Raw genomic sequence first — 21,327 nt, forward strand, 5'->3', positions numbered from 1 at the left:
TGCGCTGGTGCGCTTTGCGTAGCCGTCACGTCTCGCCTTGCTTGACTTGCACGCGCTCTTCTCCGCTTAATCGCGCGAAGCAGGAGTGCGCCTAGCGCCTCAACGCAAAACGACAAAATCAATCCGGGAGAGAACCTTTGGATTTCTCATTGCCTGCCGATCTCGTCGCCTATCTCGGAGAGCTCGACCGTTTCATCGAACGCGAGATAAAGCCGCTGGAAGAGGCCGACGACAACATCCGCTTCTTCGATCACCGCCGCGAATGGGCGCGCACCGATTTCGAGAATGGCGGCCTGCCGCGCCACGAATGGGAAGCGCTGCTGCGCAGGGCCAAGGATCTCGCCGACGCCGCCGGTCACCTGCGCTTTCCTGTGCCGAAGCAATATGGCGGCAAGGACGGCTCCAACCTCTGGATGGCCGTGATCCGCGAGCATTTCGCCGCGAAAGGTCTCGGCCTTCACAACGATCTCCAGAACGAGCACTCCATCGTCGGCAATTTCCCGGTCGTCACCATGCTCGACCGCTATGGGCGCGACGACCAGAAGGCGATGATCGACGGCTCGATCAGGGGCAAGTACCGCATCACCTTTGGCCTCACCGAGCCGCATCACGGTTCGGATGCGACCCACATGGAGACGCGCGCGGTGCCGGCGACGCGCGACAACGTCAAGGGCTGGATCATCAACGGCGAGAAGATGTGGACCACCGGGATGCACGTCGCCACGCACTGCGCGCTGTTCGCGCGCACGAGCGGCAACGATGGCGATGCCCGCGGCATCACCTGCTTCCTGGTGCCCGCGAAGAGCCACGGCGTCAAGGTCGAGGAGTACATGTGGACCTTCAACATGCCGACCGATCACCCCCGCGTCAGCTTCACCGACGTCTTCGTGCCGGAGGATGCGCTTTTCGGCGAAGTCGGCCGCGGCCTGTCGCTGGCACAGTGCTTCGTGCACCAGAATCGCATCCGGCAGGCGGCGAGCTCGCTGGGCGCTGCGGTGTACTGCATCAACGAAAGTGTGAAATATGCGCGCGAACGAAAGCCGTTCGGCAGGGCGCTCGCCGAGAACCAGGCGATTCAGTTTCCGCTGGTCGAGCTCGCCACGCAGGCCGAGATGCTGCGCCTCTTGATCCGCAAGACCGCCTGGGAGATGGACCAGCTCACCGAGGAGCAGATCGAGCGCACGCTGTCCGACCGCGTCTCGATGTGCAACTACTGGGCAAACCGCCTCTGCTGCGAATCCGCCGACCGCGCCATGCAGGTCCACGGCGGCATGGGCTATTCACGCCACAAGCCGTTCGAGCACATCTATCGCCACCACCGGAGATATCGCATCACCGAAGGCAGCGAGGAGATCCAGATGCGAAAAGTGGCGGGGTTCCTGTTCGGGTATATGGGGCCGGGGAAGCATTGACTGTTGGCAAAGGTAACAATCCAAATCTTCGTATGGAGGCAGTCTGGATTGGTTCGTCGCAAGCGCTCCTCGCAATGAGGCGGAGAGAGCGGCTCTCTCTCCTCCGTCATTGCGAGCGTAGCGAAGCAATCCAGCACCTCTCAAAGACGGTAGTCTCGATGGCTGCACCTCGAGGCTAGTTGACCCGCCGATCCTTTCCCGCCCAATGCGGCTCCCGCAATTGCCGCCGCAAAATCTTGCCGCTCGGATTGCGCGGCAGTGCCGGCAGGAATTCTACGCTCTTCGGGGTCTTGTAGCCGGCGATACGCGTCCGGGTGAAGTTGATGATGTCGGTGGCGGTCGCCTGCTTGCCCGGTTTCATCACCACGACCGCCTTCACCGCCTCGCCCCATTTGTCGTCGGGCACGCCGATTACGGCGGCCTCGGCGACGTCGGGATGGTCGCACAGCGCGCTCTCGACCTCGGCCGGATAGATGTTCTCGCCGCCGGAGATGATCATGTCCTTGATGCGGTCGTGGATGTAGAGGTAGCCGTCCTCGTCCATGTAGCCGGCATCGCCCGTGCGCAGCCAGCCGTCACTTCGCAGCGTCGCAGCGGTGGCTTCAGGCAAATTCCAGTAGCCGGCCATATTCGAGCCCGAACGCGTCGCGATCTCGCCGACCTGGCGCGGCGGCAGCGGCTTGCCGTCCACGTCCAGGATTGCGATCTCGACGCCGGGCAGCGCCTTGCCGGCCGAGCGCATCCGCTCGAGCCCTTCGACGTGATCTTCCGGCGGCAGCGCCACGATGGTGCCGGTGGTCTCGGTCATGCCGTAGAGCTGCACGAAGCCGCATCTGAAGACGTCGATACACTCCTTCAGCAGCGCCGCCGGAATCGGGGAAGCGCCGTAGAGCATGTATTTCAGCCGCGAGAAATCCACCGTCCTGGCGCGCGGCTGCCGCACCACGAACTGCATCGCCGCCGGCACCATGAATAGTTTCGTGATGCCCGACTGCTCGAAGAAATCCAGCACCTTGCTCGGATCGAATTCGCGCGCGATCACGCCGCGGGCACCGTGATAGAGCCCCATCACGCCCCATCCGGAGCCGCCGATGTGGAAGACCGGCATCGCGACCAGCGACACGTCGTCGGTCGACCACCGGTTCCACTCGGGCTTGTCCTCGGCATTGCCTGTCTGCACCAGGTTGAGGAAGTTCGCGTGGCTCAGCATCGCGCCCTTCGGCTTGCCTGTCGTGCCCGAGGTGTAGAGCTGGATCGCGATGTCCCTGGTGTCGATCGGCACCCTCGGGTCCTCACCGCTCTGCGCATCCCGCCAGGCCGTAAAATCCTGCCATTCCGGCGCGCCGCCTTCGGTGGTGATGATAGTGCGCACGCCCGCTATCTGGTCCCTGATCTGACGCACCTGCGCGATGAATTCCGGCCCGACGAACAGCACGGGCGCCTTGCAATCCGAAACGATGAAGGCGACCTCGGGTCCCGCGAGCCGCCAGTTCACCGGCGCCATGACGACGCCGGCTTTCATCGCGCCCATCAAGAGCTCGAAATAGAGGTCGCTGTTCTTGCCGAGATAGGCGATGCGGTCGCCGGATCTCACGCCCATCGCGATCAGGGCGTTCGCGACCTTGTTCGTCTTGATGTCGAACTCGGCAAAGCTGGTGGTGCGGCCCTCGAACTCGTAGGCAATGGCGTTGCCGCGGCTCTTCGCGCGCTCGCGCACCATGTCGGCGAGATTCGCCAATGGCTGTGTGGACATGTTTCTCCCGTAGCGTCTTGTTTTTATGCCTGGGAGTGTGGAGTCATCCGCGGGTGAAGACAAGATGGGAGAGATAATCGATGATTTTGTGTCCCGGACGCGCTGCAGCGCTTGCGCTGCTGCGCAGAGCCGGGACCCATTCTATCCACGTGCAAGAAATCTAGGCCCCGGCTCAGCAGTGCACCACGCCGCTCCGGACGATGCTTCGCATCGCCGGGGGCGCGCTGCACTGCGTCCGGGGCACGAGAGAGCATCACCCCCGCTTCGCCCGGTCCTTCTCGTTCTGCGCCACGATGCTCTCGCGCGCGGTCTTCCAGTCGTCGTCGCTCCAGTCGCGCAGCTGGTAGAAATTGCCGCCCATCGCGAGCGCCTGGGCGCCGTCCATGGCGATGGTCTCGCCGTTGATCCAGTCGCAGCCGCCGGAGATCAGGAATACCGCGAGGTTCTGCAGCTCCTCCATGGTGCCGACGCGGCCCATCGGGTTCATCGCCCTGGTGCGCGCGCCGGCCTCGTCGCCGGGCTTGATGCGCTTGCTCATGCCCTCGGTCGGGATCTCGCCCGGCGCAATGGTGTTGAGGCGGATGCCGTAGCGGCCCCATTCGGTGGCGAGCGACATCGTCATGGCGTGGATCGCCGACTTGCTCATTGCCGACGGCACCACATAGGGCGAGCCGTTGCGCACCCACGTCACCGTGATCGAGACGACGTTGCCGGGCTGCTTCAAAGCGATCCAGCGCTTGCCGACCGCATGAGTCACGTAGAACGTGCCGTGCATGACGATGTTGGCGACCGCGTCGAAGCCGCGCGACGACAGCTCCTCGGTGCGCGAGATGAAGTTGCCGGCGGCGTTGTTGATGAGGTCGGTGAGCGGGCCATCGCGAAAGATGTTCTCCACCATCTCCTCGACCGCGAGCGCGTTGCGGATGTCGACGCCGTGGCTGGTGACGCGGCCGCCATGGAGATCCATCAGCTCGGTCGCGGTCTCGTCGCAGACGATCTTGCGCCGGCCGCAAATGTGCACGTCGGCGCCGAGCTGGAGGAAGCGCGCCGCCATCGACTTGCCGAGACCGGTGCCGCCGCCGGTCACGAGAATGCGCCGGCCGGCCAGAAGATTTTCCTTGAACATGGCTGTTTCCCCCGTAGGGATTGTCAGTTAATTGGTCGATTGACTAAATCCGGCCGCCAGCGTCCTGTAAAGCGGCACCGAACAAGAACAGGGGAGAATTGATCCATGGAAGAGCGCGTCTCGATCTCGATTTCGGAAGGCGTCGCCGACGTGCGGCTGGTGCGCGCCGACAAGATGAATGCGCTGGATCAGGCCATGTTCGAGGCGCTCGTCGCTGCAACCGACCGGCTTTCGAAGGAAAAGGGCGTGCGTGCCGTTGTGCTGTCAGGCGAGGGCCGCGCCTTCTGCGCCGGCCTCGACATGGGGCGTTTTGCCGCCATGAAGGAGAAGGGCGGCAACGGAATTCCGGGCGGCGAAAATCGCGATCTCACCAAGCGCACCCATGGTCAGGCGAACTTTCCGCAAGCCGCCGTGTGGGGCTGGCGTCAGCTTCCGGTTCCAGTGATCGCAGCCGTGCATGGCGTCGCGTTCGGCGGCGGCTTCCAGCTCGCGCTCGGCGCCGACATGCGCTTTCTCAGCTCAGATGCGCGGATGTCGATCATGGAGATCAAATGGGGTCTCGTCCCCGACATGGCGGGCACGCCGATCCTGGCTTCGCTCGTGCGCGACGATATCCTGCGCGATCTCACCTATACCGGCCGCATTTTCTCCGCGCAGGAGGCGATGGCCTACGGCCTCGCCACCCGCGTCTGCGATGATCCGCGTGCCGCCGCCTTCGAGGTCGCGCGCGAGATCGCCGGCAAGAGCCCCGATGCGATCCGCGCGGCCAAGCGTCTCCTCAACAATCTCTCGGTTGATCCCGGCCCCGCGCTGCTCGCCGAATCCGTCGAGCAGCAGAAGCTGATCGGCAGTCCGAACCAGACCGAAGCGGTGCGCTCCAATCTGGAAAAGCGCGCGGCGAAGTTTGAGGATTGATTTGCCGTCGTTCCGGGGCGATGCGCAGCATCGAACTAAGGTGCGCAATTGCGCACCTGAGAACCTCGAGATTCCGGGTCTGTTCCTTCGGACCATCCCGGAATGACAACGTAGCGAAAAAGAAAAAACAAAAATGAGCGAAACGTCCCAATTCCTCGGCATCGTGTCCGGCGAGCGCCGTCGTTCCCACACCGAAGTCGCCAATCGCGCCGACCGCATCGCATCCGGCCTCGCCAAGATCGGCGTTCGCCAGGGCGATTGCGTCTGCATGCTGATGCGCAACGACATTGCCTTCCTGGAATCGGCCTACGCCGCGATGCGCCTCGGCGCCTATGGCGTGCCGATCAACTGGCATTTCAAGCCGGAAGAGATCACCTACATCCTCGAGGACTCCGCCACCGCGGTCCTGATCGGGCATGCCGACATGCTGCACGGTTTGCGCAATGCCATACCGAAGGGCGTCACCGTGCTCAGCGTGCCGACGCCGCCGGAGATCCTGTCCAACTACAAGATCGATCCGGATCATCTGGCGACGCCGAACTTCGCGATCGATTTCGAGACGTGGCTCGCGCAGCACCGGCCCTATGACGGCCCGGTCGTGCCGCAGCCCATGAACATGATCTACACTTCGGGCACAACCGGCCATCCCAAGGGCGTCCGCCGCAATGCGCCGACGCCGGAGCAGCAGGCGGCCGGCGAGCGCATGCGCGCGATGATCTATGGGCTCAAGCCCGGCGCCCGCGCGCTGCTGCCGGGCCCGCTCTATCATTCCGCGCCGAACTCGTTCGGCATCCGCGCCGGCAGGCTCGGCGGGGTTCTGGTGCTGATGCCGCGCTTCGAGGCGGAGGAGTTCCTGGAAGCAATCGAGCGATACAAGATCGACACCATCTTCATGGTGCCGACCATGTTCATCCGCCTGATGAAGCTGCCGGAGAAGGTGCGCGGGAAGTACGATGTCTCCTCGCTGCGCCACGTCATCCACGCCGCCGCACCGTGCCCGGCCGACGTCAAGCGCGCCATGATCGAATGGTGGGGGCCGGTCATCTATGAATTCTACGGCTCGACCGAATCCAGCGCCGTCACCTTTGCGACCTCGGAGGACGCGCTGAAGAAGCCCGGCACGGTCGGCAAGATCTCGCCCGGCGCCGAGCTGCGCTTCATCGGCGAGGATGGCCGCGTGCTCGATGTGGGCGAGATCGGCGAGATCTATTCCCGCATGGCCGAGATGGCCGATTTCACCTACCACAACAAGCCGGAGAAGCGCGCCGAGATCGATCGCGGCGGCTTCATCACATCGGGCGATGTCGGCTATATCGATGAGGACGGCTACGTCTTCATCTGCGACCGCAAGCGCGACATGGTGATCTCTGGCGGCGTCAACATCTATCCAGCCGAGATCGAATCCGTTCTGCATGCCGTGCCCGGCGTGCATGATTGCGCCGTATTCGGCATCCCCGACGCCGAGTTCGGCGAGGCTCTGATGGCCGTGGTCGAGCCGCAGCCGGGCGTGGCGCTCGAGGCGTCCGACGTCCGGGTCGCGCTGAAGGCGCATCTGGCCGATTACAAGGTGCCCAAGCACATCGAGATCCGCACCGGACTGCCGCGCGAAGATTCCGGGAAAATCTTCAAGCGTCGCCTGCGCGATCCCTATTGGGAGCAGGCGGGCCGGAAGATCTGAGGCGGTGCCGTAGGGTGGGCAAAGCGCCCGCCGTAGCTCGAAGAGCGAAGGCGGAGGCGTGCCCACCATATTCGCTTATGGAGACAGATCGTGGGCACGGCGCAAATGCGCCTTTGCCCACCTTACGGGACAACGAATGGGGAGACATATGACCGACGCGACCAACGAAGTCCTCTACACCGTCGCCGATCACATCGCGACCATCACGCTGAACGCGCCGGAGCGCATGAACACCATCTCCGGTCCGATGCTGAACGATCTCGCGCGGTTACTCACCGAAGCCAATGAGGACAAGAACGTCCGCGTCGTGATCCTCACCGGCAAGGGCAGGGCGTTCTGCGCCGGCCTCGACCTGCGCAAGGAGCGCGACGGCAACGGCCTCAGCGCCGCGTCCTCGCCGACGACGATCAACCTCCGCAACACGCCGCCCACTGTGCTCCAGGCGATGGACAAGCCGACGATCTGCGCCGTGAATGGCGGCGCTGCCGGCTACGGCATGGACACCGCGCTCGGCTGCGACATCCGCGTCATGGCGGAATCCGCCAAGCTTGCCGCTGCCTTCGTCAAGCGTGGCGTCGTGCCGGAATCCGGCGGCACCTGGCTGTTGCCGCGCATGCTGGGCTGGGCGAAGGCTTCCGAGCTGATCTTCACGGGCCGCACGCTCAGCGCGCGCGAATGTCTGGAATGGGGCCTCGCCAACGAGGTCGTGCCAGATGCCGACCTGATCACTCGCACTATTCAAGACCGAGGACATGGCCGAAGGCATGAAGGCCTTCATGGAAAAGCGGGAGCCGAAATTCGAGGGACGGTAGGCGGTTGTCCGTAACCCCGGAGGAATCGCATGTCGGAGCGATTTCGCCTGCGGCCATCCTTCGAGACGCCCGCCGTCGGCGGGCCCTCAGGATGAGGACCTGGTGTGCGGCGCCACCTTCAACGGGCGCCAATGCTGCTTAGCCTCATCCTGAGGAGACCGCGAAGCGGTCGTCTCGAAGGACGAGGCGCGCGCTCCGCTCGCGGAAAATGCGATATGCGCTTCATCCGGGGCTAGGCCGTCTTCGCAGAGACAGATTTCGTCCCTATATGAACGGAGGCACTGACTTCCGGATCGTCCCATGACCCCCGTATCCATGCTCCTGAACATCCTCTGGATCCTCATCGGCGGCGCCTGGATGGCGTTCGGCTGGCTGGTGGCCGCGGTCATCATGGCCGTCACCATCATCGGCCTGCCCTGGGCGCGGGCGGCGTTCAACATCGCCGTCTACACGCTGCTGCCGTTCGGCTCGCGCGCGGTCAACCGCTACGACGTGACCGGTGTCGAGGATATCGGCACCGGCCCGCTCGGGGTGATCGGCAACATCATCTGGTTCGTGCTGGCCGGCTGGTGGCTGGCGCTCGGCCACCTCCTGACCGCGCTGGTGCTGGCCGTGACCATCATCGGCATCCCCTTTGCCTGGGCGCATCTGAAGCTCGCAGGGATAGCGCTCTGGCCGATCGGCAAGGTGATCGTACCGGCGTAGGGCGAACGCGTCGGATGGGTAGAGCGCCAGCGAAACCCATCAATCCATCCGCCGGAGACGAGGCATGATGGGTTTCGCAAGAGCTCAACCCATCCTACGTGCTGCGTGCCTCTTTGGGCGGGCCTCGCTCAAGGACGAACGCGGATGATCGTATTCCCCTTGCGTCGCTCGGTCGGATTCAAGGCGGCGACGGATTCATCAAGGGTTGAGACCTTGCCGATGTGCGTCCTTAGTCGTCCGTCCCGCACCCGCTGGACGATCTCGCTCAGTTGGGCGCGATCCGGCTCGACGACGAAGTTGACCGCCAGGCCGTCGGGGGGCCGCGCCTCGGCCGGCCCGACGACGGTCACCAGTGTTCCTCCGGCTCGAATCCGTCCTACGGACTGCTTCTGTATGTCACCGCCGATAACATCGAATACCAGATCGACTTCGCCGACGTCTTTCAGCGAATCTTTGTCGAGGTCGACGAACTCCTTCGCGCCGAAGTCGAGCACCGTCTGACGGTCGGCGGCGCGTCCGGTGCCGATGACGTAGGCGCCCGCCTCTCGTGCGAGTTGCGTCACCATCGATCCGACTGCGCCGGCCGCGCCGTGTGCGAGGATGCTCTGTCCCGCCTGAAGGCGGCCATGCTGGAACAGCCCTTGCCATGCGGTCAGACCCGAGATCGGCAGGCTCGCCCCCACCGTGAAGTCGACGTCGCCCGGCAGCGGCGCGAGGTTGCGCGCCTCGATCGCCACATACTCGGCCAGCGTGCCGTCGCGATACCAGTCCGCGAGGCCGAACACCCGCTGTCCCAGCACCAGTCCTGTCGTTCCATATCCAAGAGCGCTGACCACTCCGGCGAGCTCGTGCCCGGGGATCGAGGGCGTTCGGTCGTGATCGAGGCGATCAGTCCAGGTCGAAGGCCACGTCAGCTCAGTCGGGACAAATCTCGCCGCATGAACCTGGACCACGACGTCGTTTATCGCAGCCTGCGGCTCGGGCCGGTCGACCAGCTTCATCCCCGCCGTTCCCGCGGCCTGGTCCCTTACAACGATTGCCTTCATGGGATTATCTCCTTGGTCATTGTCCCTTGATGCGACTGTTGCAGGCCTCGTGAGCGCGACGGCTATCCACAAACGACCAGACAGTGTGGACGTGTCTGCGATCTGCGCTGTCTGCATTGACCGGGGCTCCCACTGAGACTGTCGATCGGGATCGCTTCGGTCGTGGCACCAGCAGGTAGATGCGTTGCGCCTGGTCATGACACCAGTACCAAGATTGGAGATTTTGGCTGTACCAAGCGCATTGAGACGGCGAACAGATCGAGCTCGTAAGATGGGTAGAGCGCCAGCGAAACCCATCAATCCATCCGCCGGAGACGAGGCATGATGGGTTTCGCAAGGGCTCAACCCATCCTACGGGCTCGGCCTTCGGCGGCGAAGCGGAAGTCGCGCGGCTTGCGTAGCCTCGGCGGCATGCAACCCTTAGGCGAAGTCGTTGGCGGTCAACGCGTATGCGTAACGAGCGCCTTCGACATTGGATAGCCGGAGCCGGTACCGAAATTGCCGACGGGCTGGCCGTCCGCCGTATAGCCGTTGGAGCCATAGAATCGAAGGGCGGTTTCGGTGCTAGTCAGGGTGCATCGCGTGTTGCCTCGCTCCAGCGCTCGTGCTTCGAGCGCACGAAGCAACGCACGACTGATGCCACGGAATCTCACGTCGGGAGAAACGTAGTTCAAAGTAATTTGGCCGGCGTCAGTGACGGATCCCACAGCGAGAATGTCATTCTCCTCAGCGGCTACGAGCACCGAATTTCCAGGCTGCTTGATCCAAGAGACAAAAATCTCGGGAGTCTTATTTCCCAACCATCGCTCTAAGATGGCGCTATCGTTCTTATGATCGGCCGCGCATAGGTCTGCTATCGAGCGCCTCATAACGAGGCAAGCGGCCTCTGCGTCCTCAATCTCGGCATCCCGAATTTCCATCCGGCAATTATGTACAGAATGCCTCGGTTCACAACCCCAAGATGCGATTTCGGCTCGCCAGCTTCTCGCGCCCAGAGACGAACAGAGAGCGGCAGCAGCGGGGCGGCTGTCGTGGTGGAGCGGACGTCGGTCTGTCACGACAGCTCGTAGGATGGGTAGAGCGCCAGCGAAATCCGTCAATCTGCTCTCAGATGACGAAACAGGATGGGTTTCGCTTCGCTCTACCCATCCTACGCCGTCATACAATCCCTCGCGTTGCCCGACGGGCAAACCACGCCACATGCTGGTCAAGGGACGGGGTCGCAAATATTCCGATTGACCGAATTTGTAGTTTCGGTTAAACCGCATTCCATCCCGGCCCCGTCAAAAGGGACGTTTCGCGATCGTCACGATACGTAGGCCGGGATGCGATGGACGCGGCAGCGCCGGCGCGTGACGGGATGGCAGGGCGGGTTGAGGCCCGTGAGTCGTCACGATCCGCGGTACGACACGGCGCGGTCACAGCGTGTCTTTTCGGCATTGGGGGCGAGCACGCGCGAGCCTCCGATTGTCCGGGGAGGGACGTCCGCGGACGGCAAAAGCGTGTGGTCCTGACGCCCGGGGTCTGTGCGTCAAGGCTTGCGGTGGTGAGGCGGCCCGACCGGGTGCGCGCATCTGAAATCCGCAAGGCGACGGGGGCAATAGTGCATCGCTCCCCGGGGAGAGCGCGCCATAAGCCGTAACACCATTGCGCAGGGAAGGCCGGGATGTCCCGGCGTCACCTGTGGTCACCCCGCGTGCGTCTTGTCGCGTGCGGACCCTGGGTGTCAGCCGGCGCCCGGCCTTCCCCGCGCCCTTTCTTCTCGATGAGGGCGAAACGGACAGCAAAACTCGGGCGACACGCGCCGCGAGATCGCGAAGGCATGTTTATTTCCAGAACTGGCTCATTTTTCCTGCCCCGGACGCAGGGCAGCGCGACGCGTCTTCGCGGCGTGGTGCGCTGCAGAGCCGGGGCCCAGACTATTGCGAGCGATGATGCGGCTTCTGGGTCCCGGCTCTGCGCAGCAACGCCAAAAGCGTTGCAGCGCGTCCGGGACACGGATGCCGCCGACGGTGTGCGCCGCCCCCAAGTTCATCTTGCACTGCGGCAGAAAAATATCGCACACTCCTTCGGACCAGGGAGCCAAGGGAGCTCTAGAAGGAGCGAGCCATGTCCCTCCAGACCGTACCATCCGACGCCACCGAGCATCGTCCCAACCGCCCTGAGGACGTTCAGGTCACGGAAGCAGAGGCGCGGTTGCGCGACGACATCCGCCTGCTCGGGCGCATCCTCGGCGACACCGTGCGCGACCAGGAGGGCGCCGACGTGTTCGACCTGGTCGAGCGCATCCGGCAGACCTCGATCCGGTTCCACCGCGACGAGGACCGGCTTGCGCGCCGCGAGCTCGAACAGATCCTCGACAGCATGTCGATCTCGGAGACGGTGCGGATCGTCCGCGCCTTCAGCTATTTCTCCCACCTCGCCAACATCGCCGAGGACCAGAACAACATTCGCCAGATGCGCGCCCGCGCCGCTGCCAAAAGCGACGGATCCGGCGTGCTGGCGGAGACGCTGGCGCACGCCAAGGCGGCGGGCATCGGGCCCGACCAGCTCCGCAACTTCTTCAAGGGTGCGCTGGTCAGCCCGGTTCTGACCGCGCATCCGACCGAAGTTCGCCGCAAGAGCACCATGGACCGCGAGATGGAGGTCGCAGGCCTGCTCGACCGCCGCGAGCGCGTCGCGCTGACCGCGGAGGAGGCCGATGCCAGCGACGAGCAGCTTCGCCGCGAGGTGCTGACGCTGTGGCAGACCAATCTGCTGCGCCGGACCAAGCTCACCGTGCTCGACGAGGTCGCCAACGGCCTGGCGTTCTACGACTACACCTTCCTGCGCGAGGTGCCGCGCCTGGTCAACGCGCTGGAGGATCGGCTGGAGGAGGGCGGCGAGCAGGCGGCGGGCGAGATCGCCTCGTTCCTGCGCATGGGCAGCTGGATCGGCGGCGACCGCGACGGCAATCCGTTCGTCACCGCCGACGTGATGCGCGGTACGCTGCGGCTGCAGTCGAGCCGGGTGATGCAGTTCTATCTGAACGAGCTGCACGTGCTCGGCTCCGAGCTGTCGATCGCAGCCCATCTCGCCGACGTCTCCGAGGAGCTGCGCAATTTGGCGGAGCGCTCGCCGGACACCTCGCCGCACCGGAGCGGCGAGCCCTATCGTCTGGCCGTGTCCGGCATCTATGCCCGGCTCACCGCCACGGCCGAAAAGCTCGAGGTCGAGATCACCCGGCGGCCGGTCGGCAAGGGCAAGCCCTATGAAGGCGTCAGGGAGCTGCTGGCCGATCTCGACGTGCTGCACCGTTCGCTGATCTCCAACAATGCCCGCGTCATCGCCCGCGGCCGGCTGCGGCTGCTCCGCCGCGCGGTGGACTGCTTCGGCTTCCATCTGGCGCGGCTCGACATCCGCCAGAACTCGGCCGTGCACGAGCGCACCATCGCCGAGCTGATGGATGCCGCCAATCCCGGCATGTCCTATCTCGCCCTCGGCGAGGAGGCGCGCATCTCGCTGCTCACCAACGAATTGCGCTCGACGCGCGCGCTGGTGTCGCCGTTCGTCAAGTACAGCGACGAGACCATGGGCGAGCTCAACGTCTTCCATGCCGCCGCGGAAGCGCATGCGAAGTTCGGCTCGGATGCCATCCCCCAATGCATCATCTCGATGTGCAAGGGCATGTCGGACATGCTCGAGGTCGCGGTGCTCCTGAAGGAGGTCGGCCTCGTCCATCCCTCCGGACGCAGCGCCATCAACATCGTGCCGCTGTTCGAGACCATCGAGGATCTGCAGGCTTCATCCGGCATCATGGATCGCATGCTGTCGCTGCACGATTACCGCCGGCTGGTCGACAGCCGCGGCAGCGTGCAGGAGGTCATGCTCGGCTATTCCGACAGCAACAAGGACGGCGGCTTCGTCACCTCGGGCTGGGAGCTCTACAAGGGCGAGATCGGCCTCGTCGACGTGTTCGAACGGCATCATGTGCGGTTGCGCCTGTTCCACGGTCGCGGCGGTTCGGTCGGCCGTGGCGGCGGTCCGAGCTATGACGCCATCATCGCCCAGCCCGGCGGCGCCGTGAACGGCCAGATCCGTATCACCGAGCAGGGCGAGATCATCTCGTCGAAATATTCCAACGCGGAAGTCGGCCGCAACAATCTGGAGATCCTCGCGGCGGCGACGCTCGAGGCAAGCCTGCTGCATCCGCGCCGGAGCGCGCCGCAACGCGAATACCTGGTCGCGATGGACGAGCTTTCCAATCTCGCTTTCAAGGCCTATCGCGGTCTCGTCTACGAGACCGACGGCTTCGTCGATTATTTCTGGGCTTCCACCGTCATCAACGAGATCGCGACCCTGAACATCGGCAGCCGCCCGGCCTCGCGCAAGAAGACCCGCGCGATCGAGGACCTTCGCGCCATCCCCTGGGTGTTCTCCTGGGCGCAATGCCGCCTGATGCTGCCGGGCTGGTATGGCTTCGGCAGCGCGGTCGAGCAGTGGATCGCCGAGCATCCCGACAAGGGCATGCCGTTCCTGAAAGAGCTCTATCAGGAATGGCCGTTCTTCCGCATGCTCTTGTCCAACATGGACATGGTGCTGGCGAAGAGCTCGATCGCGATCGCCTCGCGCTATGCCGAACTGGTGCCGGACGAAGCGTTGCGCGAGAAGATATTCGGCCGCATCCGCCGTGAATGGCACGCCTCGATAGAGAAGTTGCTCGACATCATGGGGCAGGACCGGTTGCTTCAGAGCAATCCGCTGCTGGAGCGCTCGGTGCGCCACCGCTTCCCCTATCTCGATCCGCTCAATCATGTGCAGGTCGAGCTCTTGAAGGAGCACCGCGCCCAGAACCCGGACGAGCAGGTGCTGCGCGGGATTCAGCTGACGATCAATGGCATCTCGGCGGGGTTGCGGAATACGGGGTAGCCCCACCCCATCGTTCCGGGGCGATGCGAAGCATCGAACCCGGAACCTCGAGATTCCGGGTTCGGCTCTACGAGCCGCCCCGGAATGACGGCACCAATTTCAACAGAAATGCGCGCCTTGCGTCTCCACATAGACCGCATAGAGCGACTGGCTCGCGGTCATGAACAGGCGGTTGCGCTTCTTGCCGCCGAAGCAGACGTTGGCGCAGGTCTCCGGCAGCAGGATCTGCCCGATGCGCGTGCCATCGTTCGGTGCGAATACCTGCACGCCGTCATAGCCGGGACCGACCCAGCCGGCGCCGACCCAGATGTTGCCCTCGGTGTCGACGCGCAATCCGTCTGGGAAGCCCGACTTGCCCTCGAGCTTCATGTCGATCAGCTTCGTCGGATTGGACAGCTTCGCCCCGTCGATGTCGTAGGACCACACCACGTTCTCGGCCTGCGGGTAATGCGTGATGCCGGTGTCGCAGACATAGAGCTTCTTGTAGTCGTGGCTGAAGGCAATGCCGTTCGGCTTGAACGGCTCGTCGGCGACCTTCGCGAGCTGTCCGGTCTGGGTGTCCAGGCGATAGACGGCTTCCTTCTGGTGCGGCTGCAGCGAGCCGGTCTTGGCGAGCTTGCCTTCGTAGATGCTGATCGCACCATAACCGGGATCTGTGAACCAGATCGCCTTGTCGTTGGGATGCACCACCATGTCGTTCGGGCCGTTGAGCGGCTTGCCACCCGCCTGCTCGGCCAGAGTCGTCACCGAGCCGTCGTGCTCGTAGCGGACGAGGCGGGTGCGCTCGGCGGTGAGCTGGCGTCCCTCGGTGTCGAACGAGTTGCCGTTGGCTTCGTTCGACGGCTTGTGGAACTGCTCGGAGATGTGGCCGTCGTCGTCGAGATAACGGAGCTGCCGGTTGGCCGGGATATCGCTCCAGACGAGATATTGCCCCTGCGCATTCCACGCCGGCCCCTCGGCCCAGAGGCAGCCGGTGTAGAGCCGCTTGATCGCGGTGTTGCCGACCTTGGCCTTGAACCGCTTGGGATCGATGACGACGATGTCGGGGTCGGGATAGCGCTGCGGCTCGGCATTGGCGCCGAAGTCGCGGGCCTCAGTGCGCGAGGCGAGCAGAGCGGTCGCGGCGGCGGTTGCTGCTCCCTTGAGAAACGTGCGGCGGCCGGGGCCGCCGTGCCCACTTACAGTGATGTCGTTGGAGTTGGTCAGCATTCTTGTCATGGTTTCCTCCCAAAGATTGTTGGGAGGAGCACCATTCGCCCGCAATCGGGCATAAAGCGGAGCAATCTCCGGCCGAGACAACCGGAGATCGCAGGGCAGGGATGCCGGAAATGCGGCTAGACGGGATCCCAGGTGAAGATGTCGGCCGAGCGGTCGAGCTTGTAGAACGAGCCCTTCAGCGCCGGCATGCCGTGTTCCGCGATCGATTGCGGCGTCCAGCCTTCGCTCCGCTGCACCGAGCGGATCGGGCGGTTCTGGCTGAACAGGAAGATCTCGTTCATGCGCACGCCGAAGATCTGCCCGGTGACGTCCTTGGCGGAATCGCCGAGCAGATAACCGCACAGCGGGGCGATCTTCTCCGGCCCCATCTGCTTGATCTTCTCGACCCGCGCCTTCTCGGCCTCGGTCTCGGTCGGGATGGTGCCGATCATGCGCGTCCAGGCGAACGGCGAGACGCAGTTCGAGCGGACGTTGAAGCGGCCCATGTCGAGCGCGATCGACTTGGAGAGCCCGACGATGCCGAGCTTGGCGGCTGCGTAGTTGGCCTGGCCGAAATTGCCGATCAGGCCGGAGGTCGAGGTGAAATGCACGAAGGAGCCCGACTCCTGCTCGCGGAAGATGCGGGCGGCGGCGTGGCTGACATAGAACGAGCCCATCAGATGCACCTTGATGACGGCCTCGAACGCCTCCACGCTCATCTTGTGGAAGATCATGTCGCGCAGGATGCCGGCATTGTTGACGACGCCGTCGAGCCGGCCGAAATGATCGGTCGCGGTCTTCACGATCTTGCTCGCCGGGATCGCTTCCGCCACCGACTCGAAATTGGCGACCGCCGTGCCGCCGCGCTTCCTGATCTCCTCGACCACTTCCTCGGCCGGAGCCGCGTTCGAGCCGGCGCCGTCGGCGGCTCCGCCGGGATCGTTGACGACGACCTTGGCGCCTTCGCCAGCGCAGAGCAGCGCGATCTCGCGCCCGATGCCGCGGCCTGCGCCGGTGACGATGATGACCTTGTCCTGCAGTGATTTGCTCATGTGCGTTCTCCTGTTGTGCCCGTCATTCCGGGATGGTGCGAAGCACCAGACCCGGAATCTCGAGATTCTCAGGTGCGCAATTGCGCACCGTAGTTCGCGCTGCGCGCGCCCGGAACGACGGGCTATTACCTCTCGTTCGTGAACACGATCGTGCCTGATGCCGCGAACATGCCGCCGACCCCGTGGCACACTGAAATCTTCGCGTTCGGCACCTGCGCCGGCGCAATCCCGCGCATCTGGCGCACGCTCTCCTGCAGCGCGTACATGCCGTACATGCCCGAATGCATGTAGCTCAATCCGCCGCCATTGGTGTTGAGCGGCAGCTTGCCGCCGGGCCGCGTGTTGCCGTCCGCGATGAACTTCCCGGTCTCCTCATAGGGCATGAAGCCGAGATCGCCGAGCCCGAACAGGGGCAGGTGCGCAAACGCATCGTAGATCATGAGATGGTCGACGTCCTTGTGCGCGATGCCGGCCTCCTTGAACGCCAGCGGCCCCGCGGTCTTGAACGCGCGCGAGGAGTTGAACGTCTCCATCTGGCTGACCATCGGCGTTTCCACGCTCTCGCCGGTGCCCATGATGTAGACGGGCTTCCTCGGAAAATCCCTGGCGCGGTCGGCCGAGGTCAGGATCAGCGCACCGCCGCCGTCGGTGACGAGGCAGCACTGCAGGAGGCGGAACGGATAGGCGATCATGCGCGAGTTGAGCACATCAGCGACCGTGATCGGGTCCTTCATCATCGCCCGCGGATTCTTCGCCGCCCATTCCCGCTGCACCACCGCCACCGAAGCAAGCTGCTCATGCGTGATGCCATAGGTCTTCATGAAGCGCAGCACGGGGATCGGGAACATGCTGGGCGGACCGTAGACGCCGTAGGGCGCCTCGAACTGGCCGTTGAGGCTGTCCGCCGGCGTCGAGCGCGGCAATTTGCCGATCATCGACTTGCCGCTCTCGGCATGAGTGATCAGCACGGTCTTGCACAGGCCGGCCTCGATCGCCGCGGCCGCGTGGCGGACGTGCAGCATGAACGAGCAGCCGCCGACCGAGGTGCCGTCCACCCAGGTCGGCTTGATGCCGAGATAGTGGCAGACCTGCTGCGGCGTTTCGACCGCGGTGGCAAAGCCGTCGATGTCGGAAAGCTTCAGCCCGGCGTCCGCAATGGCGTTGAGCGCCGCATCCGCGTGCAGCTGGAGCTGCGAGGCGTTGGGGATGACACCGAGCTCGGTGGTCTCGGCCGCGCCGACGACGGCAACCTGATTCCTGCGCATGGCTTACCCCTTGGCCGGACGGAACACGGGGAGGGTGATCTTGTCGTCGAGCGCCTGGAAGGCGACCTCGAGCTTCATGTCGAGCTCGAGCGCTTCCGGGGTCTGCGGGCAGTCGATGATGTTGCTCATCATCCGCGGCCCCTCGTCGAGCTCGACCACGGCGATGGCGTAAGGCGGCGTGAAGCCCGGCGCCGCGGGGCGATGGTTGATCACGTAGCTGTAGAGGAAGCCCTTGCCGCTCGCCTTGAAGATGCTGACCTTGCGCGAGGCGCAGGACGGGCAGAACGGGCGCGGCGGAAAGTAGACATGCGCGCAGGCGTCGCAGCGCTGCAGGCGCAATTCGCCCGCTTTCGTGCCATCCCAGAAATGCTGGGTCTCGGGCGTCGGTTTCGGTCGCGCGCGTTGCGGTTCGGCCATATTGGCGGCTCCTCCAAGAGGCAGGCTTCACGCCCGCCTGTTTCGATCTTGATGCGACAATCGGCTATCATGCGTCAACGGTCCAGCAATGCGCATGCATGCCATCATGCGCACAATGCTTGTGTCGAACCGAGGCAGCGCTATAGATTGCGGCGCCAATATTCCGTGAGACAGACATGCCCGATTTTCCGACACTGGCGAAGCTCGCCGAAGACCTCGAAAGCGGCCGCACCACCTCCCGCAAGCTGGTCGAGGCGTGCATTGCCAGGATCGCCGATCCCGCCGGCGAGGGCCAGCGCGCCTTCATCCATGTCGACAAGGACGGCGCGCTGGCAGCGGCCGATGCAATGGACGGCTTGCGCAAGGTGAAGGCGGCGCCGTCGCGCTATGCCGGCATCCCGATCTCGATCAAGGACCTCTTCGACATCAAGGGCCAGGTGACGCGCGCCGGCTCGCGCGCGCTCGACGATTCGCCGCCTGCCGAGCAGGATGCCGCGACGGTGGCGCGGCTGCGCAGGGCCGGCTTCGTCGTGATCGGTCGCACCAACATGACCGAGTTCGCCTATTCGGGCATCGGCATCAATCCGCATTACGGCACGCCGAAAGGTGCCTGGAACCGGTCCGAAGGCCACGTGCCCGGGGGCTCGTCCTCGGGCGCGGCGGTGTCCGTGCTCGACGGCATGGCGCATGGCGCGCTCGGCACCGACACCGGCGGCTCCTGCCGGATTCCGGCGGCTTTCAACGGCATTGTCGGCTACAAGCCGACGCAGCGCCGCGTGCCGCTCGACGGCTCCGTGCCGCTCTCGTTCTCGCTCGATAGCATCGGCCCGTTGGCACGATCGGTCAGCTGCTGTGCCATACTCGATGCCGTGCTCGCGAGCGAGCCGATCGCCGCATTGAAGCCGCGGCCGATCCAGGGCATGCGGCTCGCGGTGCCCACCACGATCGCGCTCGACGACCTCGATGCGGACGTGGCCAGGACGTTCGAGCGTGCCTTGAAGACGCTTGCCGATCACGGCGCCATCATCGAGCGCATCGAGATGGCGGAGTTTCACGATGTCGGCCCGATGAACGCCAAGGGCGGTTTCGCGGCCTCTGAGAGCTATGCCTGGCATCGCTATCTCATCACGGCGAAGGGCGATGTCTATGACCCCAGGGTCGCCGTGCGCATCATGCGCGGCGAGGCGCAGAGCGCGGCCGATTACATTGATCTCCTCAACGAGCGCCGCTCGCTGATAGCCCGCGTCAATGCGCGCATCGCGTCCTATGACGCGCTGGTGCTGCCGACCACCGCCAACACGCCGCCGAAGATCGCCGATCTCGCCGATGACAAGACCTTTACCACTCAGAACCTGCGCGCGCTGCGCAACTGCACCCTGATCAACATGATCGATGGCTGCGCCATCTCGATCCCTGCGCATCGTGCGGGCGACGTCCCGGTCGGCCTGATGCTGGCGGGTGCGGGCGGATCAGACCGTCGTATCTTTGAACTTGCTGCCGGCATGGAGGCCGTCATTCGTGTTTGACCTCACTTTCACCATCGACGCCCAGGACACCACCACGCCGCTGACGCTGGCGATCGATCAGATGGTCATCGCGGGCTGGACCGGCCGCGACACGATCGCGCGCGACAAGCACATCGCCGAGCTGCAGGAGATGGGCATCGCCCCGCCGGCCTCGACGCCGATCTACTATCGCGGCTCGGCGCGGCGCCTGACTCAGGAAGACCGCATCGAATGCACCGGTGGAGACTCGTCCGGTGAGGTCGAGTTCGTGCTGATCGGCTGGCAGGGCCGCATTTTCGTCGGCTGCGGCTCGGATCATACCGACCGCAAGGTCGAGGCCTACAACGTCACGGTCTCCAAGCAGATGTGCGACAAGCCGATCGCTTCGACGCTGTGGGAGCTCGAGGACGTCATCGGCCACTGGGACAGGATGATTTTGCGCTCCTACGCCACCATCAAGGGCGAGCGCGTGCTCTACCAGGAAGGCACGCTCGACGCGATGCTGCCGGTCACCGAGCTCATCGCGCGTGGCTTTGACGGTGGCAAGTTCCCCGACGGCTGCGCCATGTTCGGCGGCACGTTCGCCGCCAAGGGCGGCATCCGCCCGGCGGAGCGCTTCGACTTCGAGCTCGAGGATCCCGTGCTGAAGCGCAGGATCAGGCATGGATACGACGTGCTGACGCTGCCGGTAAGAGGCTGAGCTCTCTCCGCTCGCAATGACGAGGAGATAGTCATCGGAAATCGGGTGGCGGGGCGGACGTCGGACTGCAAAGGTGATTGCTATGACAATGACCGCGCGAAAGTCAGCCCAATCCGCCGTTCCCGACCCCACAGTTCATGTCGATACCCTCGACTGGCCGCAAATCACCGCCGAGCTCGACAGCCACGGCTGCGCCATCCTCAAGGGCCTGCTGACGCCAGACCAGTGCCGCGCCATCGCCGCGCTCTATCCGGACGATGCGCAATTCCGCAGCCGCATCGTCATGGGCCGCCACGGCTTCGGCCGCGGCGAGTACAAGTATTTCGCCTATCCGCTGCCCGATTTGATCGGACAGCTCCGCCCGGCGCTGTACGCGCATCTTCAAGACGTCGCCAATCGCTGGAACGAGGCGATGGGCATAGATATCCGCTATCCCACAGCGCATGCGGCGTTCCTGAAGCGCTGCCACGAGGCGGGGCAGGCGCGGCCGACGCCGCTGCTGCTGCAATACGAGGCCGGCGACTACAATTGCCTGCACCAGGACCTCTATGGCGAGCACGTGTTCCCGCTCCAGGTCGCGATCCTCTTGTCCGAGCCCGGCCACGATTTCACCGGCGGCGAGTTCGTGCTGACCGAGCAGCGCCCGCGCATGCAGTCCCGCGCCGAGGTGGTGCCGCTCGCGCAGGGCGATGCGGTCGCCTTCGCTGTGCATCACCGCCCGGTGCAGGGGACACGCGGCACCTACCGCGTTAATCTGCGCCATGGCGTCAGCCGGATCAGGTCCGGCCAACGCCACACCCTGGGCGTGATCTTTCACGACGCGAAATGAGCGGAGC

The 21,327-nt window shown here is 64.5% G+C and carries 16 protein-coding genes and 1 pseudogene; 9 read left to right on the forward strand and 8 right to left on the reverse strand.

The window, feature by feature from the left end; all coding sequences use genetic code 11:
* Nucleotides 1-137 precede the first annotated feature (137 nt).
* On the forward strand, nt 138-1,412 hold the full coding sequence (locus tag XH87_RS30575; RefSeq protein ID WP_271590096.1) for an acyl-CoA dehydrogenase family protein: 1,275 nt from the start codon (nt 138-140) through the stop codon (nt 1,410-1,412).
* Nucleotides 1,413-1,587: 175 nt separating this feature from the next.
* Here the strand turns inward: XH87_RS30575 and XH87_RS30580 are convergent, their stop codons facing one another.
* Complete coding sequence (locus tag XH87_RS30580) at nt 1,588-3,165, reverse strand: fatty acid--CoA ligase (protein WP_271590097.1); 1,578 nt, start codon at nt 3,163-3,165, stop codon at nt 1,588-1,590.
* A gap of 253 nt (nt 3,166-3,418) precedes the next feature.
* A complete protein-coding gene (locus tag XH87_RS30585) occupies nt 3,419-4,291 on the reverse strand; it encodes an SDR family oxidoreductase (RefSeq protein WP_271590098.1) in 873 nt (290 codons plus the stop codon).
* A 105-nt stretch (nt 4,292-4,396) separates the two neighbouring features.
* Between XH87_RS30585 and XH87_RS30590 the strand changes: the two genes are divergently transcribed.
* From XH87_RS30590 to XH87_RS30605, 4 genes and pseudogenes are all read left to right on the forward strand, one after another.
* Nucleotides 4,397-5,206, forward strand: coding sequence for a crotonase/enoyl-CoA hydratase family protein (locus XH87_RS30590; RefSeq protein WP_271590099.1), 810 nt, complete (start codon nt 4,397-4,399; stop codon nt 5,204-5,206).
* Between the two features lie 133 nt (nt 5,207-5,339).
* Nucleotides 5,340-6,884, forward strand: coding sequence for an acyl-CoA synthetase (locus XH87_RS30595; RefSeq protein ID WP_271590100.1), 1,545 nt, complete (start codon nt 5,340-5,342; stop codon nt 6,882-6,884).
* A gap of 148 nt (nt 6,885-7,032) precedes the next feature.
* Nucleotides 7,033-7,696: pseudogene (locus XH87_RS30600) on the forward strand (enoyl-CoA hydratase/isomerase family protein).
* Nucleotides 7,697-7,996: 300 nt separating this feature from the next.
* Complete coding sequence (locus XH87_RS30605; protein ID WP_158667570.1) at nt 7,997-8,401, forward strand: YccF domain-containing protein; 405 nt, start codon at nt 7,997-7,999, stop codon at nt 8,399-8,401.
* A gap of 128 nt (nt 8,402-8,529) precedes the next feature.
* Here the strand turns inward: XH87_RS30605 and XH87_RS30610 are convergent, their stop codons facing one another.
* Both XH87_RS30610 and XH87_RS30615 read right to left on the reverse strand, forming a co-directional pair.
* Nucleotides 8,530-9,447, reverse strand: a complete 918-nt coding sequence (locus XH87_RS30610) for an NADP-dependent oxidoreductase (protein ID WP_271590102.1) — start codon at nt 9,445-9,447, stop codon at nt 8,530-8,532.
* Nucleotides 9,448-9,887: 440 nt separating this feature from the next.
* Nucleotides 9,888-10,247 (reverse strand): GNAT family N-acetyltransferase, encoded by a 360-nt coding sequence (locus XH87_RS30615; protein WP_333909207.1) that lies wholly within the window; start codon nt 10,245-10,247, stop codon nt 9,888-9,890.
* A 1,309-nt stretch (nt 10,248-11,556) separates the two neighbouring features.
* Between XH87_RS30615 and ppc the strand changes: the two genes are divergently transcribed.
* Nucleotides 11,557-14,355 (forward strand): phosphoenolpyruvate carboxylase, encoded by a 2,799-nt coding sequence (gene ppc, locus XH87_RS30620; protein WP_271590104.1) that lies wholly within the window; start codon nt 11,557-11,559, stop codon nt 14,353-14,355.
* Between the two features lie 99 nt (nt 14,356-14,454).
* On the opposite strand, the gene XH87_RS30625 is transcribed toward ppc, so the two are convergent.
* The 4 genes from XH87_RS30625 to XH87_RS30640 all read right to left on the reverse strand — a co-directional run bounded on the left by XH87_RS30625 (nt 14,455) and on the right by XH87_RS30640 (nt 18,286).
* Entirely contained in the window at nt 14,455-15,573 is a 1,119-nt protein-coding gene (locus XH87_RS30625; RefSeq protein WP_271590105.1) for an SMP-30/gluconolactonase/LRE family protein, read from the reverse strand.
* A gap of 116 nt (nt 15,574-15,689) precedes the next feature.
* Complete coding sequence (locus XH87_RS30630; RefSeq protein ID WP_271590106.1) at nt 15,690-16,604, reverse strand: SDR family oxidoreductase; 915 nt, start codon at nt 16,602-16,604, stop codon at nt 15,690-15,692.
* Nucleotides 16,605-16,729: 125 nt separating this feature from the next.
* Nucleotides 16,730-17,869: a thiolase C-terminal domain-containing protein gene (locus XH87_RS30635; RefSeq protein WP_158671687.1), complete on the reverse strand. Its 1,140-nt coding sequence runs from the start codon at nt 17,867-17,869 to the stop codon at nt 16,730-16,732.
* A gap of 3 nt (nt 17,870-17,872) precedes the next feature.
* Nucleotides 17,873-18,286 (reverse strand): Zn-ribbon domain-containing OB-fold protein, encoded by a 414-nt coding sequence (locus XH87_RS30640; RefSeq protein ID WP_100178942.1) that lies wholly within the window; start codon nt 18,284-18,286, stop codon nt 17,873-17,875.
* A gap of 176 nt (nt 18,287-18,462) precedes the next feature.
* Here XH87_RS30640 and XH87_RS30645 point away from each other — a divergent pair, with 176 nt between their 5' ends.
* From XH87_RS30645 to XH87_RS30655, 3 genes are all read left to right on the forward strand, one after another.
* Nucleotides 18,463-19,812, forward strand: coding sequence for an amidase (locus XH87_RS30645; RefSeq protein ID WP_271590107.1), 1,350 nt, complete (start codon nt 18,463-18,465; stop codon nt 19,810-19,812).
* Complete coding sequence (locus XH87_RS30650) at nt 19,805-20,491, forward strand: DUF2848 domain-containing protein (RefSeq protein WP_035709252.1); 687 nt, start codon at nt 19,805-19,807, stop codon at nt 20,489-20,491. Before XH87_RS30645 ends, XH87_RS30650 begins: the two co-directional genes overlap by 8 nt.
* A gap of 82 nt (nt 20,492-20,573) precedes the next feature.
* Nucleotides 20,574-21,320, forward strand: coding sequence for a 2OG-Fe(II) oxygenase (locus XH87_RS30655; protein ID WP_158671685.1), 747 nt, complete (start codon nt 20,574-20,576; stop codon nt 21,318-21,320).
* Nucleotides 21,321-21,327 lie beyond the last annotated feature (7 nt).

Origin of the sequence: Bradyrhizobium sp. CCBAU 53415, assembly GCF_028128735.1 — a bacterium.
Lineage (GTDB): Bacteria > Pseudomonadota > Alphaproteobacteria > Rhizobiales > Xanthobacteraceae > Bradyrhizobium.